16 protein-coding genes are annotated in these 15,590 nt (G+C 61.9%); 8 read left to right on the top strand and 8 right to left on the bottom strand.

Going from position 1 to position 15,590, the window contains the following annotated elements; all coding sequences use genetic code 11:
* Positions 1-1,245: an FAD-dependent hydroxylase gene (locus NW855_RS12575; RefSeq protein ID WP_414402478.1), complete on the top strand. Its 1,245-nt coding sequence runs from the start codon at positions 1-3 to the stop codon at positions 1,243-1,245.
* Here NW855_RS12575 and NW855_RS12570 read toward each other — a convergent pair.
* The 3 genes from NW855_RS12570 to NW855_RS12560 all read right to left on the bottom strand — a co-directional run bounded on the left by NW855_RS12570 (position 1,215) and on the right by NW855_RS12560 (position 4,357).
* Positions 1,215-2,930 carry a helicase HerA domain-containing protein gene (locus NW855_RS12570; RefSeq protein ID WP_041438042.1) on the bottom strand — a complete coding sequence of 572 codons (1,716 nt, stop codon included), beginning with the start codon at positions 2,928-2,930 and terminating at the stop codon, positions 1,215-1,217. The two genes, NW855_RS12575 and NW855_RS12570, sit on opposite strands and share 31 nt — an antisense overlap.
* 10 nt (positions 2,931-2,940) lie before the next feature.
* A complete protein-coding gene (locus tag NW855_RS12565) occupies positions 2,941-3,729 on the bottom strand; it encodes an Ig-like domain-containing protein (protein WP_011429083.1) in 789 nt (262 codons plus the stop codon).
* 259 nt (positions 3,730-3,988) lie between these two features.
* Entirely contained in the window at positions 3,989-4,357 is a 369-nt protein-coding gene (locus tag NW855_RS12560) for an AbrB family transcriptional regulator (protein WP_011429082.1), read from the bottom strand.
* A 349-nt stretch (positions 4,358-4,706) separates the two neighbouring features.
* Between NW855_RS12560 and coaBC the strand changes: the two genes are divergently transcribed.
* From coaBC to NW855_RS12540, 4 genes are all read left to right on the top strand, one after another.
* A complete protein-coding gene (gene coaBC / locus NW855_RS12555) occupies positions 4,707-5,930 on the top strand; it encodes a bifunctional phosphopantothenoylcysteine decarboxylase/phosphopantothenate--cysteine ligase CoaBC (protein WP_099812599.1) in 1,224 nt (407 codons plus the stop codon).
* Between the two features lie 54 nt (positions 5,931-5,984).
* A complete protein-coding gene (locus NW855_RS12550) occupies positions 5,985-6,743 on the top strand; it encodes a hypothetical protein (protein ID WP_011429080.1) in 759 nt (252 codons plus the stop codon).
* A gap of 187 nt (positions 6,744-6,930) precedes the next feature.
* Positions 6,931-8,049 (top strand): calcium/proton exchanger, encoded by a 1,119-nt coding sequence (gene cax / locus NW855_RS12545; RefSeq protein ID WP_011429079.1) that lies wholly within the window; start codon positions 6,931-6,933, stop codon positions 8,047-8,049.
* A gap of 39 nt (positions 8,050-8,088) precedes the next feature.
* A complete protein-coding gene (locus NW855_RS12540) occupies positions 8,089-8,892 on the top strand; it encodes a mechanosensitive ion channel family protein (RefSeq protein ID WP_099812601.1) in 804 nt (267 codons plus the stop codon).
* A gap of 32 nt (positions 8,893-8,924) precedes the next feature.
* On the opposite strand, the gene NW855_RS12535 is transcribed toward NW855_RS12540, so the two are convergent.
* The 4 genes from NW855_RS12535 to NW855_RS12520 form a co-directional block, all read right to left on the bottom strand.
* Positions 8,925-9,164, bottom strand: coding sequence for a DNA-directed RNA polymerase subunit omega (locus tag NW855_RS12535; protein ID WP_011429075.1), 240 nt, complete (start codon positions 9,162-9,164; stop codon positions 8,925-8,927).
* A gap of 93 nt (positions 9,165-9,257) precedes the next feature.
* Complete coding sequence (locus tag NW855_RS12530; RefSeq protein ID WP_011429074.1) at positions 9,258-10,175, bottom strand: cell division protein FtsX; 918 nt, start codon at positions 10,173-10,175, stop codon at positions 9,258-9,260.
* Between the two features lie 92 nt (positions 10,176-10,267).
* Positions 10,268-11,113, bottom strand: coding sequence for a cell division ATP-binding protein FtsE (locus NW855_RS12525; protein WP_240527761.1), 846 nt, complete (start codon positions 11,111-11,113; stop codon positions 10,268-10,270).
* A gap of 45 nt (positions 11,114-11,158) precedes the next feature.
* Positions 11,159-11,908: a WecB/TagA/CpsF family glycosyltransferase gene (locus tag NW855_RS12520; protein WP_414402479.1), complete on the bottom strand. Its 750-nt coding sequence runs from the start codon at positions 11,906-11,908 to the stop codon at positions 11,159-11,161.
* An 89-nt stretch (positions 11,909-11,997) separates the two neighbouring features.
* Between NW855_RS12520 and NW855_RS12515 the strand changes: the two genes are divergently transcribed.
* Entirely contained in the window at positions 11,998-12,924 is a 927-nt protein-coding gene (locus tag NW855_RS12515; RefSeq protein ID WP_099812602.1) for an alpha/beta fold hydrolase, read from the top strand.
* A 36-nt stretch (positions 12,925-12,960) separates the two neighbouring features.
* Here the strand turns inward: NW855_RS12515 and NW855_RS12510 are convergent, their stop codons facing one another.
* Entirely contained in the window at positions 12,961-13,443 is a 483-nt protein-coding gene (locus NW855_RS12510; RefSeq protein WP_414402480.1) for a pyridoxamine 5'-phosphate oxidase family protein, read from the bottom strand.
* Positions 13,444-13,602: 159 nt separating this feature from the next.
* Here NW855_RS12510 and ilvA point away from each other — a divergent pair, with 159 nt between their 5' ends.
* The gene (gene ilvA / locus NW855_RS12505) at positions 13,603-15,114 is read left to right on the top strand and encodes a threonine ammonia-lyase, biosynthetic (protein WP_011429063.1); all 1,512 of its coding nucleotides are present in this window, start codon (positions 13,603-13,605) and stop codon (positions 15,112-15,114) included.
* A gap of 101 nt (positions 15,115-15,215) precedes the next feature.
* Positions 15,216-15,437 (top strand): high light inducible protein, encoded by a 222-nt coding sequence (locus tag NW855_RS12500; RefSeq protein WP_011429062.1) that lies wholly within the window; start codon positions 15,216-15,218, stop codon positions 15,435-15,437.
* Positions 15,438-15,590 lie beyond the last annotated feature (153 nt).

The following is a 15,590-nucleotide window of genomic DNA, read 5'->3' as shown; positions in this document are numbered from 1 at the left end:
ATGACAACCCTTGCTCCCACTCCGACTACCTTGGCAGCCGTTTACGACGTGATCATCGTCGGCGGCGGCATTGCGGGCTTGACCCTAGCTTGTGCCCTGCAGGGATCCGGCCTGCGCTTGGCCCTCATTGAGGCCCAGTCGGCTGAGGCAGTCAGGCAGCGCCCCTTGGCCTATGCCCTTTCGCCGTTGTCGATCCGCATCTTTCGGGCCATCGGGGTGTGGGAGGCGCTGGCTCCCCACATCACACCCTTTGCCCAGGTGATTCTGACCGACGCCGACGCTCCCCAGCGGGTGACGTTTAGGCCGGAGGATGTGGGGGAAACGGCAGTTTTCTACTGCGGCGAACATGCTCGGCTGCAGCAGGCGCTCCAGGAGCGGGTGGCTGCCGATCCCCAGATCACCTGCTACTACGAAGCCAGGGTGGAGAGCGTAACCTACGGGGAGGCTGCGGCTGAGGTAGAGCTGGAAACGACCCAAGGCCGCCGCCGGCTGGCCGCCTCCCTGGTGGTAGCCGCCGATGGCCTGCGCTCCCAAGTGCGCCAGCGGGCAGGGATCCCGAGCGACGGCTGGGACTACTGGCAGTCGTGTATCACCGCCCTGGTGGCCCCTGCCCAAGACCACCAAAACGTCGCCTACGAGCGCTTTTGGCCTGCCGGCCCCTTCGCCATCCTGCCCCTGCCCGGCAACCGCTGCCAGGTGGTCTGGATCCTGCCCCACGAGCAGGCCAAGGCCACGCTGGCCCTTTCCCAGGCCGACTTCTTGGCCGAGATGCAGCGCTACTACGGCGACCAGGGCGGCTACCTTACCTTGCTGAACCCGCCCCAAGTCTTCCCGGCCCGCCTGCGCCAGAGCCGCCGCTACTATCAGCACCGCCTGGCTTTGGTGGGGGACGCCGCTCACCACTGTCATCCCGTAGCTGGCCAAGGGCTGAACCTCGGCATCCGCGATGCCGCTGCCTTGGCCCAAGTGTTGCTGGACGCCTGGAGACGACAGGAGGATTTGGGAAAGGTCCAAGTCCTGCGGCGCTACGGTCGCCGTCGCCGCTGGGAAAACTGGGTGGTGTTGCTCTTTACGGATCTCCTCACCCGCACTTTCTCCAACTCCTACTGGCCCCTGGTGGTCTTGCGGCGCTTGGTTTTGATAGGGATGATACGCTTTCCGCCGCTGCGGCGCTTTTTGCTGCGCCTGATGACCGGGCTGTGGGGCAGCCCTCCCTACAGCCCCAGTTCCTCCTTGGCCTTCTGAGCTGCCCAAAGCACCTCCGCATCGGCGGCCTCTGACCAATCGGGATCGGCGATCTCGGCGTAGAACCTCTGGTCGTAGGAGCGGGTTTGCACCACCACCGGCATGGGCACGGCATGGCCGAGAACCAGGGCCTGCTGTTTGGAATCCAGCTTGGCCAGCACCGTTTTCAAGTTCTGGCTGCCGGCTACACCCGTGAACACAGCCTCGATATCTTGGTCATCGTTGAGAAGGGCCGTGATGCGGGTGCCCAACTGCGACATCACCTCGCGGTCGAGACTGGAAGGGCGCTGATCCACCACCAGCAGCGTCACAAAGTACTTGCGCATCTCGCGGGCGATGGTGCCGAAAATGGTCTGCTTGGCCGCCCGCGGATCCAGAAAGCGGTGCGCTTCCTCGATGGTGATGCACAGTTGCCGGGGCCGGTCGAGGGGATTTTTGGACTGCAAGTACCGCTCCGTCTGCTGCACATAGGCCTGGTGAATGCGGCGGGTGATGACGTTGGCCGCCAACATGTAGGAGAGCAGGTTGGACTGGGATCCGAACTCGATGACCACGTGAATGCCGCGGCTGAGGGCCTCCAGGATCTCGCCGATGTAGTTGTGGGGCAGGCTGTTGCGGATGTACTTGAGGTCGTCGAGACGGGTGAGCTTGCGCTGCAGGGCCAGGATCGAGGCCTTGTTGCCCATTTTTTGCTCGCAAAACTCCTGAATCTCGGCGTTGGAAAGGCTCAAAAGACGGCTGATCCAGTCGCGGCCAAACTCGTTGCGCAGGATAATGGCGTTTTCCAGACTGGCCTCGGAGAGGTTGAGCTCCTCTGCCAACAGCGCCAGATCCTCCACCTCGATCTGGTTGTAGGCAATAAACAGCTCGCGGGCATCCCGCACCCCTCGCCGCCGCGTGGAATCGGGATCCAAGGTATAGATTTGCACCTGGCCGGGGAAGAGCTGCCGCAGCCCCTTGACGGTGGTGGCCTGCCTATCCTCGCTGGCCGCCTCCCAGCCATACTCAGAGTGCATATCAAAAACCAGGTTTACCGCCGCCCGTTTGCGGATGATGCCCGCCAGGATCAGGCGGGCCAAAAAGGATTTGCCGGTACCGGACTTGCCGAAGATGCCGTTGCTGCGCTCCACCCAGCGATCCAGATCCAGACAAATGGGCACCGCCATGTCCAAGGGTTGGCCGATGGCGAAGTTGCGCCGAGTGGGGTCGTCTTCCCAGCCGAAGACGGTGCGAAAGTCCAGCTCCCGCGCCTCGTACACCTGGGAAAAGTGGGCCGGCACCGTTTTCACCGGCAACAGCTCCATCGCCTCGGCAGCAGGAGGGGCTGAGCCGCAGTCGTCTGGCCGCTTGGGATCGATGAGGGGATACAGCCTCTCTGCTTCCGTCTGCCGCGGCACCAGCATCAGCATGGGCGTGAGGGCGATAACCCCGTAGGTGCCGGTACCCGCCAGCACCTCCTGCAGCAGGGTCTCTTCCGGGCGGGGGGGATTGACCAAGATCTGCGGGTTGCTGGTTGCTAAGGTAACGTCGGTGAGCAGGCCGAAGAAGCGGTGGCGCTCCCCCTGGATCACCACAAACTTGCCCACCCGCAGGTCTTCTACCGAGACACCGGGGTTGAGGCGAGCTTCCAAGCCCCGACTCAGGGATCCCTGGATGACGGTGGCTAGCGGTTGGGGAGCGGTCATGGCGGTGAGACTAGTTGCCCGCCTGAGCGCGGGCGCTGCTGCGGGGGGCCCCATCTTGGACGATCCAAGTGCGGACGATCTCCACCTCCTCCGGCGTCCAAAAGCCCAGACGAGAGAGGGGCAGCCCGCGGGCCTGGAGGTAGGCGATCTCCGGGGATCCGCCGCGGGCCTGAGGGCGGTTGGGGTTGTTGGCGTTGAGGATGGTGGCGTGGCGGCGCGTCCAGCGGGGATCGATCAACTCGCTGTTGGGATCCCCTGGCTTGACGTAGGCCAGAACCGCCTCGTAGCTGTCCAGCAACTGGGTGCGCTGTCGCCCTGCCGGCTGGTGGCAGCCGACACAACTGGCCTCCAGCAACGGCTTGATGTCCCGCTCGTAGGTAAACTGCGGCTCGGTGCGAAAGCGCAGTTGGATGGTCTGCTCCAGCGGCAGCCCCTCCTGCGGCGCGATCGTGAGGGTGTAGTCGGTGCTAAAGCGCAAGGGATCCCGAGGTTTAAGCAACAACTCGTCTCCCTGCACGTCGAAAATGACCGCTGCCGGCGGCTCCAACTGAACCGCCAGCCGTTGTAGATTGGGATCCAGCGGCCGATCGAATTGCAGCCGTAGAACCCCGTCCACAAAAACATCCTGCTGCTCGGGGGCTGGCTGAGAGGAGACCCACTGCAGCGGCGCATTCGATTGCGACTCAACCTGCAGATGAGGCTGAACGGCCCAGAACACCACTGCCAACACCACCAGCCCCACCCAAATTCGCCAGCGTCGCCACCGACGGGCCAGGTTCTGTGCAGTTGGAGTGTACATTGCCGCCGCCCTCATGAACTTTAACTTTTGTCAGAATAACGAAGCCCTCTGCGCTTCAGCCATCAATTGATACCTATTGATACAGATGATACAGACAGATAGGGATCCTCAACGAATACGAGGATCCCTTGTCCGCCTAAAAACAGAGTGACGATGGAGGGAAAGAAGCATCTCGCTCTTCCCTAACCATCGAGGGCTTTACCCAAGCTGAAACGCTGTTATCAGCAGAGAGAACCTCGACAAGGCAGGCGACAGGAAATCAGTCGATGCGCTCTAGCTTGATGTTGTGGTGGCCCAACTTGATCTCGAACTGATCCCCCGGCTTGAGGCCCATCTTCTTGGTGTAGGCAGCTCCGATGAGGAGGTTGCCATTCTTGTGAACCGAAACCCGGTAAGTCGGAGCCCGACCGCGGGAACCGTTCTCATCACTAGCATCGAGATCCACACCGACTGCCTTCAGCAAGGCATTGTTGAACTGCATCAGATTCACTCGCTCCTGACCATTCTTGGTATAGGTGACGTAGCCACAGGCGCGAGCTTTTTCCTTGCGATCCGCATTTCCCATCGAAGTTACCTTGTCGAGGAGCTCTTGGCCAGTGAGTGGTTTTGGTTTACCGGTCGTAGTCATATCAAGATGGCTCAAGGACAACAGTTAGTGTAGCCAAAAACAAATAGCGATTGCAATAAGTTGCCTTCAACTCTTTCTTATTAGAGGAGACAAGTTCGGCAAGCGGAATGGGATCTGAAGAGGCGAGTGCGCAAAACAGCAGTAGCGAATTCCCCCTGCGGGACAGAACCTGTAGAGTCGAGGTCGGACTTGCGAAAGAGGGGTTCTCCCCAGGCAAGCCCTAGGCTCGCAAGTGCTGTTCTCGGCGGGATCGGCGGCCTGAGCCCTAGCACTTTGGGCGAGGGATTCCTGTTGTGTTGCTGGCAAAGGCAGGGAAACTGGAAACAGGGCTGTTTGAGTATTCGCTGATATGGATCCCTTTTGGTCGGGGCGGCGTCTGCTGGTTGGGGTGAGCGGGGGAATTGCTGCCTACAAAACTGCGGTTTTGGTGTCTGCTCTGGCCCAGCAGGGGGCAGAGGTGAGGGTGGTTTTGACGCAAGCTGCACAACAGTTTATCTCCCCGCTGACGTTTGCCACTGTGTCCCGTCAGCCGGCTTTTACAGATGCCGAGTTCTGGCAAGCTGCGCGGGGACGGCCGCTGCACATCGAGCTGGGGGAATGGGCCGAGGCTCTCCTGATTGCGCCGCTTTCGGCCAACACCTTGGGCAAGCTGGCCCAGGGGCTGGCGGACAATTTGCTCACCAACGTGGTTTTGGCCTCCCACTGTCCGGTGGCCTTGGCGCCGGCCATGAATACCCACATGTGGAAGGCTGAAGCAGTGGCCGAGAATTGGCAGCGGCTGCAACGGGATCCCCGCTTCTGGGCCTTGCCCACGGCCAGGGGCCGCCTGGCCTGCGATGCGGTGGGGGAAGGGCGCCTGCTGGAGCCAGAGGCGCTGCAGGAGTATGTGCGGGCTCTGCTCTGGACAGGGGGGCAAAAAGACTGGCAAGGGAAGCGGGTGTTGGTGACGGCAGGAGGCACCCGCGAGCCCATCGACGCGGTGCGCTTTATCGGCAACCCGGCCAGTGGGCGGATGGGGGTGGCGCTGGCGGTGGCCGCCGCCTGTCGGGGGGCCGAAGTCACGCTGGTGCATGGGCCGCTGGGGATCCCCTTTGATCCAGCACCCTTCGCCATTCGGGCCATCCCGGTGGAGACAGCAGCCCAACTGGAGCAGGTTTTGCGGGCGGAGTTTCCCCAGGTGGACGTGCTCTGGATGGCAGCGGCAGTGGGGGATGTGCGGCCCACGCAGACCTATGCGGGCAAGCTGGCCAAGGCCGAGCTGCCCCTGCTGCTGCCCTTGGAGCCTGTCCCCGATTTGGTGGCAGCCCTAGCCCGTCACCGACGTCCCGGCCAGCTTCTTATCGGCTTTGCTGCCCAGAGCGGGGATCCTCTCCCCCCGGCCAAGGAGAAGCTGCAGCAGAAAGGGCTGGACGCCATTGTGGCCAACCCCATCGACCAGCCGGAGAGCGGCTTTGGCAGCAGCCACAACCAAGGCTACTGGATCCCGCGGCAGGGCAACCCGGAACTGCTCCCGTTGGCCACCAAATCGACCCTGGCTCACCGGCTGCTGGATCTGGCCCTGCGCCTAGGCTGACTTGGATAGCCGGCCAAAATCAGGTACCTTTGAGGCTAAGCGCAGAGGGATCCGATGGCGATCATTGTCTTGAGAGCCTGGTATTTGGATTCGGTGTTGTCTGCCTCCCAAGTGCAACAGCGAGCCCCTGACTTGCGCCTAAGCCGTACCGGCCTCCTGAAAACGGCGATGCGAGCCGATTTCCTCGACGATGTGGAGCAGGTGAAGGCCTCTGTCTGGTGGCAGCGCTACTTGGAAGGGGAGCTGGTGGAGTTTTACATCGAGGGCAGCGGCGCCTACAGCATCTCCAACCTCGATTTAATCAGCCGCGAGATCTACTTCAATAAGCGGGCTGCCCTAAGCATCACGGAGCCGGCCATCTACTTCTGTGGCCAATCAGATTACCCCGACTCCAGCGCCACGCTGCACCAGGCGTTGCAGACGGTGGTGGAGGCCATTAACCGCCATCATCAGCCGGTTCTTCCGCTACAACTGCAGGGATCCCCAGAGACACCCCTCATCGACGCAGCGCTGATTCGCAAGCTCAAGCAGGCGTTGCTGGTGGTGGCCGATGTCACCCCTGTGCAGGTCAATGGCCGGGGGCGGCCTCTGCCCAGCCCACAGGTCTGTCTGGAGCTGGGCTATGCCCTGCAATCGAAGCGCCCCGAGCAACTGCTGCTGGTGCAACTGCCCCGCCACGGCATCGAGGGATCCTTTCCCTTTGAGGTGGAAGGCAGCAGCTTTTTGAAAATCGGCGATCCGCAGCACCTGGTGGATCAACTGGGAGCCGAGCTCCTCCGCCTGCTGCAGCGCCATCGAGTCATCTCCCTCTAATGGCAGTACCTACTCAAGCCTCCCTGGCAGCAGCTAGACTGCTTTGGAAGGCCGCTGCTGCCGCCGCCACACTTCTGAAACTATCTATCAGCCTCTATTCCCCGGAACTATGACTCTGGCCGATGCAAATTCTCTGGTTTCCTCAGTTCGCCCTGCAGCAGGCTGGCAGAGAGCGCTGAACGGCTTGATGTTCCTGCTGCTGCTGGGGGTTCCCCTCTCGTGGACAGGCCACTTGCAGGGCTGGGATCCCAATCTGGTCTTCCTTTGTGCGGCCTTGGCGGTGGTGGCCTTGGCGAAGTTTATGGGTCAAGCCACCGAGGAGATCGCTGCCTTGACCGGGCCGACGATCGGGGGACTGATCAACGCCACCTTTGGCAACGCCACCGAGCTAATCATTGGCCTGGTGGCGCTGCAGGCGGGACTGGTGGAGGTGGTGAAAGCCTCCATCACCGGCTCGATCATCAGCAACCTGCTGCTGGTGGCCGGGCTGGCCATGTTTTTGGGCGGCATTAAGTTTCGCGAGCAGAGCTTTCGGCCCGAAGTGGCGCGTATGAACGCCTCGGTAATGAACCTGGCGGTGGTGGCCCTGATCTTGCCCAGCGTGGTCACCTATGCCGACGCCAACTTGGGCGCGCTCTCCATCCAAGAGCTCTCTACAGCGGTGGCTTTGGTGCTGATCGGGGTTTATGGCCTTACCTTGCTGTTTTCCCTCAAAACCCACAGCTACCTTTACACCATTCACGAGGCAGAGGCGGCAGAACATGAAGCCGCTGCCCGTCTCGCCCCCAATCCGGTTTTGCAGGCAGAGGGATCCATTCCCCAAGTGTTGACGGCCCCGCCCGAGCGGGCCGGTTTGGGGTTTTGGCTGTTGGCCCTCTTGGGGTTGACGGTGTTGGTGGCGCTGGAGTCGGAACTGTTGGTGAGCACCCTGGAGCATACTCTGGAGCACTTGCACATTACCTCGCTGTTCATGGGGGTGATTTTGCTGCCGATCATCGGCAATGCGGCCGAACATGCGACGGCAATCACGGTGGCCATGAAAGACAAGATGGATCTCTCCTTCTCAGTATCTCTGGGCTCGACGATGCAAATTGCCCTGTTCGTGGCGCCTCTGTTGGTGCTGGCCGGGAACGTGCTGGGCCAGCCGATGAACTTTAACTTCGGCACAGTGGAGCTGGTGGCCATTGCCGTCTCGGTGTTGCTGGTCAACTCCGTCAGCAGCGACGGTCGCTCCAACTGGCTGGAGGGGCTGTTGCTCTTGGCCACCTATGCCATTCTCGGCATTGCTTTTTTCTTTTTGGAGTGAGGTTGTTCAAGTACTCCACACCGCGGACGCAAACGATTCATGTTGCGCCAGCTGCGACCGGTAGATAAGTCGGGGAAAATGGGATCCCTGCTGTGGCCGCTCCTTTTCGGCGCGTCCCTCGCCCTATCTCCGGCCATCGAGCCTGCCTGGGGGCAGGAAACTTCTCAAAACCACGGCACCGCCTCCAACGTGCCTTTGCTCAGCCGCTTGGATGCTCTGGAAGAGCTGCGGCAAGCGCTCAGCCTGCCCACCGCTTCCATCCAAACGGAGGCCGTGACACTGGATGGGCGGCGGCTGTTCTTGGTCGCCGCGCCACAGGGGGATCCCGGCAGCCTGCCGCCGGTGTCGCAGCGGGCCCGCTCCATTCCCAACAGCGCCATTCGGGTGGTGGAGAACCTCTCCAACGGCTGGTCGCGGGTGGATCTGGGGATCGTGATCGCCTACGAAAACGACCTGGAACAGGCCATCCGCATTACCGAGCAGGTGGCTCTACAGATGTATCGGGAGCCGGCCTGGCGGGACAAGATCCGCGAGCCCCCCGAGATGCACGGCGTCGATGACCTGGGGGAGCGGGGGATTACATTGCGCATCTGGATCAAGGTGCAACCGCTGCAGCAGTGGCGGGTGACGCGGGAATACCGCCGTCGCCTCAAGCATGCCTTCGACCAAGCCGGGATCCAGATCCCGTTTCCGCAACAAGCCCTCTGGTTCCGCAGCCCACTGGAGATGCGCATCCAGGGCCTCAGCCCGGAAGAAACCCACCGCCTTTTGCACCCAATGGAGTCACGGCTGAGCAACCCCGATCCCATTTCTGAGGAGCGAGCCGGCCAACTTCCTCCCTAGCTGGCCATCGCAGCTCCAAGGGGGCCAGGCGGCTACTCGTCGCCGATGATTTCCGGCTCGGTCAGCTCATCGGACATTTCGATGATGGCGCGGCGAATGGGCTTCATCCAGCCCTCTTCCACATCGTTGGGGTCATCGTAGCGGCGACGCTTGGCCCGATTGGCCACCTGCACTGTGATGCGATAGCGGTTTTTGGAAGCGTTAATTAACGCCTCTACCCGACGCATCAGCTCGTCGTTGTCGATGCCCAAGTGAGGGTTACGCAAGGTCATGGTCGGCGTCTTGTTACCAGGTAGCCTTTTATCTTAGCAAACCTCTCGCAGCTCATAAGGGCGTCAGCCCGGCCCAGGGCGAGGGATCCCCGATCAAAACCAACGCCCCGCCGACTTGCGCACTGCAATCAAGCTGCTGCTGGTGCCCAGAAAAACCCCCATCCCCAGCAACAGCAGCGGCAGAAACCAAAACTCCGCCTGGCCGGGATCGGCCTGCATCACCTTGAGGAAGGGCAGCGCAATCAACTGCTCCAGCGCCTCCTGCAGTAACTGTTGGGATCCCAGAACCAAGCCCCAAGCCCCCAGCGCACTGACTACCCCGAACAGGCAGCCCTGCAAAATAAAGGGCAAGTAAATCCAGGTCGCCGTCGCACCCACCAGTTGCATCACCTCAATCTCCCGCCGCCGCGCCATGACAACCAGGCGAATGGTGGTAGTGATCACCGCCACTGCCGTCAGGGCCAACACCCCGGTGATGCTCAGGGATCCCAGACGTAGCACCTCCTGGATTTGGGCCAGTTGCTCCACAATGCGGTCGCCGTAGTACACCTCGTCTACCCCCTCCAGTTGGCGGATCTGCTCGGCCACTTGACCTAGGATCTCGGCAGAATCGGCCTTGACTCGCAGGGCATCCACCAAAGGGTTATCCCCCAACTGGGTCTCCAGGGCCGCCTCATCCTGGATCCCCATCTCCAGCAAAAGGTCGCGCCAAGCTTGCTCTTTGGTGATCACCCTCACCTCCGCCACATGAGGCAGTTGGGCCACTTGGGGCTGCAAATCCACCCCCCGGCGTTCCGGCTCCAGATAGACGGAGATCTCCAGTTGCCCCCCCAGCGACTGGACCGTTGCATCCACCCCCCGAGACAGCTCCACGCCGATCCCGACCAAAAACAGCAACACCAACAGGGTGCTGATCGCAGCCCAGTTCAGCCAGCCCCCCCGCCGCAACCCCAAAAAAGTCTCCTGTAGGAGATAGCGGATTTTATTGAGAAATCGGGAGAGAGAGTGCATGCTGCCTACCGTCCAAGAGTTTGCCCGCTCTAAGCTTTAGCGTCGCAGTTGTGGAGAGGAAGATGGGGCTGCGCCGCTCTGGCGGGAGCCCCTCAGCGCATATCGTACAGATGTCCTCCCTCCAGGCGCACCACCCGGTGACCCGCCCGCTCCACCAGATAGGGGTCGTGGCTAGTCATGAGGATCGTCACGCCAAAAGAATTGAGCCGCTCCAGGATTTGGAGCACCAATAGGGAGTTTTCCCGATCCAGATTTCCCGTCGGCTCGTCGGCCAGCAACAAGACGGGCATGTTGACAATGGCGCGGGCCAAGCTGAGGCGCTGTTGCTCCCCTCCCGAAAGCTCGTCCGGGAAGCAATCCCGCTTCTCGGTCAGCCCCACCATCTTCAAAGTCGGCCCCAGGCGGCGGCGAATCTCTGCTGGGGAAAGTCCCTGGGCGCGCAGCACAAAGGCCACATTTTCCGCCAGGGTGCGATTGGCCAAGAGGCGATAGTCTTGAAAAACCACCCCCAAGCGCCGCCGCAACATTGCTAGGGGGCGGGGCGGGATGCGGTAGGGCCGCCGCCGACCTTCCGAAGAAAACAGACACACCCCATCCACTATCACCGTGCCCTCGGTGGCCTGTTCGGCCCCGTAGAGCAGCCGTAGCAGGGTGGACTTGCCCGCCCCCGACACCCCGGTTACGAACACAAACTCGCCGCGGCGCACCTCCAAGTTCACATCTCGGAAAACCCAGTTGCCGTTGGGAAAGACCTTGCTCACCCCCCGCAGCGACACCATGCTCTCAGCGCTACCTAGGGCTGGCAGGGATCCGGTCTGGGGCTTGCGGTAGAGGCCCAAGGTGGTTTCTGGGTCGGTTGGGACGAGGAGGGAGGGGTTTGGGGCTGTACCAGCCCAAGGGTGAAGGCGGGGAGCGTAGCCGATGTGCTGACCAAGCATCGTGGTAAAGCGCCTAGAGAGAAGGGAACGAGTGGAGCTGCCAGGCTAGGAGCGCGAGGGAGAAGAGCGATCCCACAGCACCCGCCAGGCAAACCTGGGCAAAGCCAACATGCGTCGCCAGCGCCAAGGTTCCTGATAGAGACGATACAACCATTCCAGGTGATGGTCACGCCACCAGCGGGGGGCTCGCCGTTTTTGGCCGGCCCAAATGTCGAAGCTGCCGCCTACTCCCATCCAGATGGCTTGGGGCAAAAGAGCTCGCCAGCGAGCAATCCACAGCTCTTGGCGCGGGGATCCCAGCCCTACCCACACCAGTTGCGGCTGAAAAGCCTGGAGAGCTAGCAGCAGGTTTTCCTCCTCGGCGGGGGAGAAGTAGCCGTGGTGGCCCCAGATGGCCAAGGAAGAAAAGCGGGCTTGCCAATGCTGAATCGCGGCCCGGTTGACCTCCGGCTTCCCCCCCACCAAAGCCAGGCGCCACCCCCGCGCAGCTGCCGTCGAGATTAGGGCTTCGGCCAGCTCGATCCCTGGCACCCGCTGGACGCGGATCCCCTGCCGCCGCAACGCCCACACTACCCCAATGCCGTCTGGGATCACCAGCTCAGCCTCCTGCAGCACTTGGGCAAAGGCCGGATCCCGCTGCGCCTGCATGATCATCTCCGGATTGCAGGTGACTACCTGAGCACCCAGGCCCTGGCTGATGCGGGCTTCAATCCAGGCGGTATAGCTCTGCAGATGGGTTTCCGGCAGGGTAAGGTGCAGGTTGACGCCCAAAAGGGAGTAGGTTACCAACGACATTGCCACGGGCCTAGGGAGAGAACTTGCTTCCCAATCCAGATTGTGCCAACAAAAAAGAGCGCTATCCTTCGGGGTGAGATAGGGATTCCATGCTCTCTGAACAGCCTTCTACAAGCGTCTTGGCCCCCCGCGAGGGGCGCTGGCTCTGGCAGGGCCAGTCCATCCGCTACCAACAGGCGGGATCCGCCGGCCCGGCGGTGGTGCTTATCCACGGTTTTGGGGCCAGCAGCGACCACTGGCGGAAAAATTTGCCGGAGCTGGGGCGGCACTGCCGCGTGTACGCCCTTGACCTCCTGGGATTTGGGGGATCCGCCAAGCCCTTGCCGGGATCCCCTTTCCCCTACACCTTTGAAACCTGGGGCGCCCAGGTGGCCGATTTTGGGCGGGAGGTGGTGGGGGAGCCAGCTTATCTGGTGGGCAACTCCATTGGTTGCATTGTGGCCTTGCAGGCGGCTGTTTTCGAGCCAGGCCAGGCCTTGGGGGTGGCGATGTTGGATCCCTCACTGCGGCTGTTGCACGAGCGCAAGCGTCGCCAGATCTCCTGGCTGCGCCGCCGAACCACCCCCCTCATCCAGTCCTTGCTGGGGTGGCCCCCCTTCGGCCGGTTTTTCTTTGCCCAGATAGCCCAGCCCTGGGCCATTCGCAACATCCTCCTCCAAGCGTATGGGCGCAAGGAAGCGGTTACGGAAGACCTGGTGCAGCTTTTGCTGCGACCGGCCCTCGATCCGGGAGCGGCAGAGGTGTTCTTGGCCTTTGTGCGCTACTCCCAGGGGCCCTTGGCCGAGGATCTCCTGCCCCAGGTCACCTGCCCCGTCCTCATCCTCTGGGGAGAGGTGGATCCCTGGGAGCCCATTGCTTTGGGGCGGGCCTTGGCCGAGTTCCCCTGCGTGGTGGGGTTCATCCCCCTGCCGGGAGTTGGCCACTGCCCCCAAGACGAGGCCCCGGAGCTGGTCAACCCGCTGCTGCTGGCTTGGATCCGGGATCCCACCCGAAAACCTGAGCTCGGGATCCCCTAGCAACTCCCGCGAGGAGGAAGGTCTGGGTTCTCCCGCCTAAGAGCGACCGAGGTGCTCCAGTTGATCCAGGTTGGGGCCGCTCAGCCGGAAGGCCTGGCCAAACCCCTGAATGAAGCTGCCGCCGGTGGGGGTGATCTGGCAGAAGTGGAAGTCCGCTAGGCCCAGGATCATCTCGGCAATCTCGTACTTGGCGCGATAAAGAGCCTCGAACCCCTGGGCTTGCGCTTCCTTGCGGCTGAGGAACTGGGCTTTTCCGCTCACCATCACCCGCGGCAAAGCGTGGTTGCTGCGGGGATCCCCCGGCGTGGGCGGCTCGTGGATGAGCAGGCTGGCTCGCGGATCCGACCGCAAAGCCTGGGTGTGGGAAGAAAGGTCGCTGATGACAATGGCAAAGCGCAAGGGATCCCACTGCACCACGAAGGGCACCAACGATACCGCCGGGGATCCGTGATCCAGCACCGCCAAGCTGGCCACCGGCTGGCCCTCCAGCAGCGCCTTCAACTTTTCCTGCGCCGACATCGCTTTTTCTCCCATTGCCCCTGCTATTATCCCCAAGCCCCCCTCGTTTGAGAAGGGTTGGATCCCTGGGATAATATCCATTGCCCGTTTGAGCAGCCCGCACCACCGGGAGCAACGTTTTTCGACATTTTTCAACCCTATCGACGTCGATACATCCCGATGTATTGTGACTATCTTGTTCAGATCCTCACGGCTCGCGTTTACGACGTCGCCCAAGAAACCCCCCTGGAGCCGGCTTTTAACCTCTCCCGCCGCCTGAACAACCAGGTCTGGCTCAAGCGGGAAGATCTGCAGCCGGTTTTCTCCTTTAAGCTGCGGGGGGCCTACAACAAGATGGCCCACCTGCCTCCGGAGCAACTGGCGCAAGGGGTGATCGCGGCCTCTGCGGGCAACCACGCCCAAGGGGTAGCCCTGGCAGCGCAGCGGCTGGGCACCCACGCGGTCATCGTGATGCCCGTCACCACCCCCCAGGTGAAGATAGACGCGGTGCGGGCGCGGGGGGCCCAGGTGGTCTTGCACGGCGACACCTTTGACGATGCCTATGCTCACGCGCGGCAACTGGAAGCCGAGAAAGGTTTGACCTTCATCCATCCGTTCGACGATCCCCTGGTGATCGCTGGCCAGGGCACCATCGGCATGGAGATCCTGCGCCAGTCTCAACAGCCCATCCACGCCATCTTCGTCGCCGTCGGCGGGGGCGGCCTGATCTCGGGCATCGCCGCCTACGTCAAGCGCCTGCGCCCGGAGATCAAAATCATTGGGGTAGAACCGCTGGACGCCGACGCCATGTACCGCTCCCTACGAGCTGGCCGAAGGGTGCGCCTCTCTCAGGTAGGCCTGTTTGCTGATGGGGTGGCGGTGCGAGAGGTGGGGGAAGAAACCTTCCGCCTCTGTCAGCAGTACGTGGACGAGATCCTCTTGGTGAGCACCGACGACACCTGTGCCGCCATCAAGGATGTCTTTGAAGATACCCGCTCTATTTTGGAGCCCGCCGGCGCCTTGGCCATTGCCGGCCTCAAAGCCTACGTCAGCCGCACCGGCATCCAGGGACAGACCCTGGTGGCGGTGGCCAGCGGGGCCAATATGAACTTCGACCGCCTGCGCTTTGTGGCCGAGCGAGCCGAGATCGGCGAACAGCGGGAGGCCATTTTCGCCGTCACCATCCCCGAAGAGCGGGGCAGCCTGCGTCGGTTCTGCGCCCACATCGGCCAGCGCAACCTCACCGAGTTCAACTACCGCATTGCCGATACCCACGAAGCTCACATCTTTGTCGGCCTACAGGTGCGGGATCGGGCCGATGCCCAGGCAGCGGCCCTGGATCTGGAGCGGGCTGGCTTTAAGACCTTGGATCTCACCGACGACGAGCTGGCCAAGCTGCATCTACGCCACATGGTGGGGGGGCGCTCCCCCCTGGCCGAGAACGAGCTGCTCTACCGCTTCGAGTTCCCGGAGCGGCCCGGGGCCCTGATGCAGTTCTTGTCTTGCATGAGCCCCAACTGGAACATCAGCCTCTTTCACTACCGCAACAACGGCGCCGACTACGGTCGCGTCCTCATCGGCATGCAAGTGCCCACCTCGGAAATGCCCGCCTGGCAGCGCTTTCTGGATACCCTGAACTATCGCTACTGGGACGAAAGCCACAATCCGGCCTACAAACTCTTCCTAGCCTAGTCAGTGTCGGCTTGTTGCGGGGGTGAACAAAGTTGTAAACAAAACTTTACAGTCCTATGTAGAGCGCGCTACGCTAGTAGAGAAAAAGCAAGGAGAATCCTATGAGCAGATATCGCTCCGTCGTAGTCGAAGAAGGTGGCCGCCTCAACAACTACGCCATCGAGCCGGAGATGTACGTGGACACCGTTCCGCGGGTGGGCTTCACCGACTATGCAGAGCGCTTGAACGGGCGTTTGGCGATGATCGGTTTTGTTGCCCTGATCCTGTTTGAAGCCTTGTCTGGCACTACTCTCATCGGCTGGCTGCAGTCCCTGGGGCAGTAGAAGAGGGGAAAGCAAGCCGTGGCTTGTGAAATCCGAGGCGGTCAACCTGGGAGTACAGGCGATCTTTGCCTGAACAAGCCCTTCCTTGGCTGACTTTGCACACAAAAGGATAGCTTGGTAGCCCCGCACTTGAGTGCGGGGCGGAAAAGCCCG

The sequence above is a fragment of the Synechococcus sp. RC10B2 genome (assembly GCF_047502635.1).
This window is presented reverse-complemented; position numbering and strand designations above follow the sequence as displayed.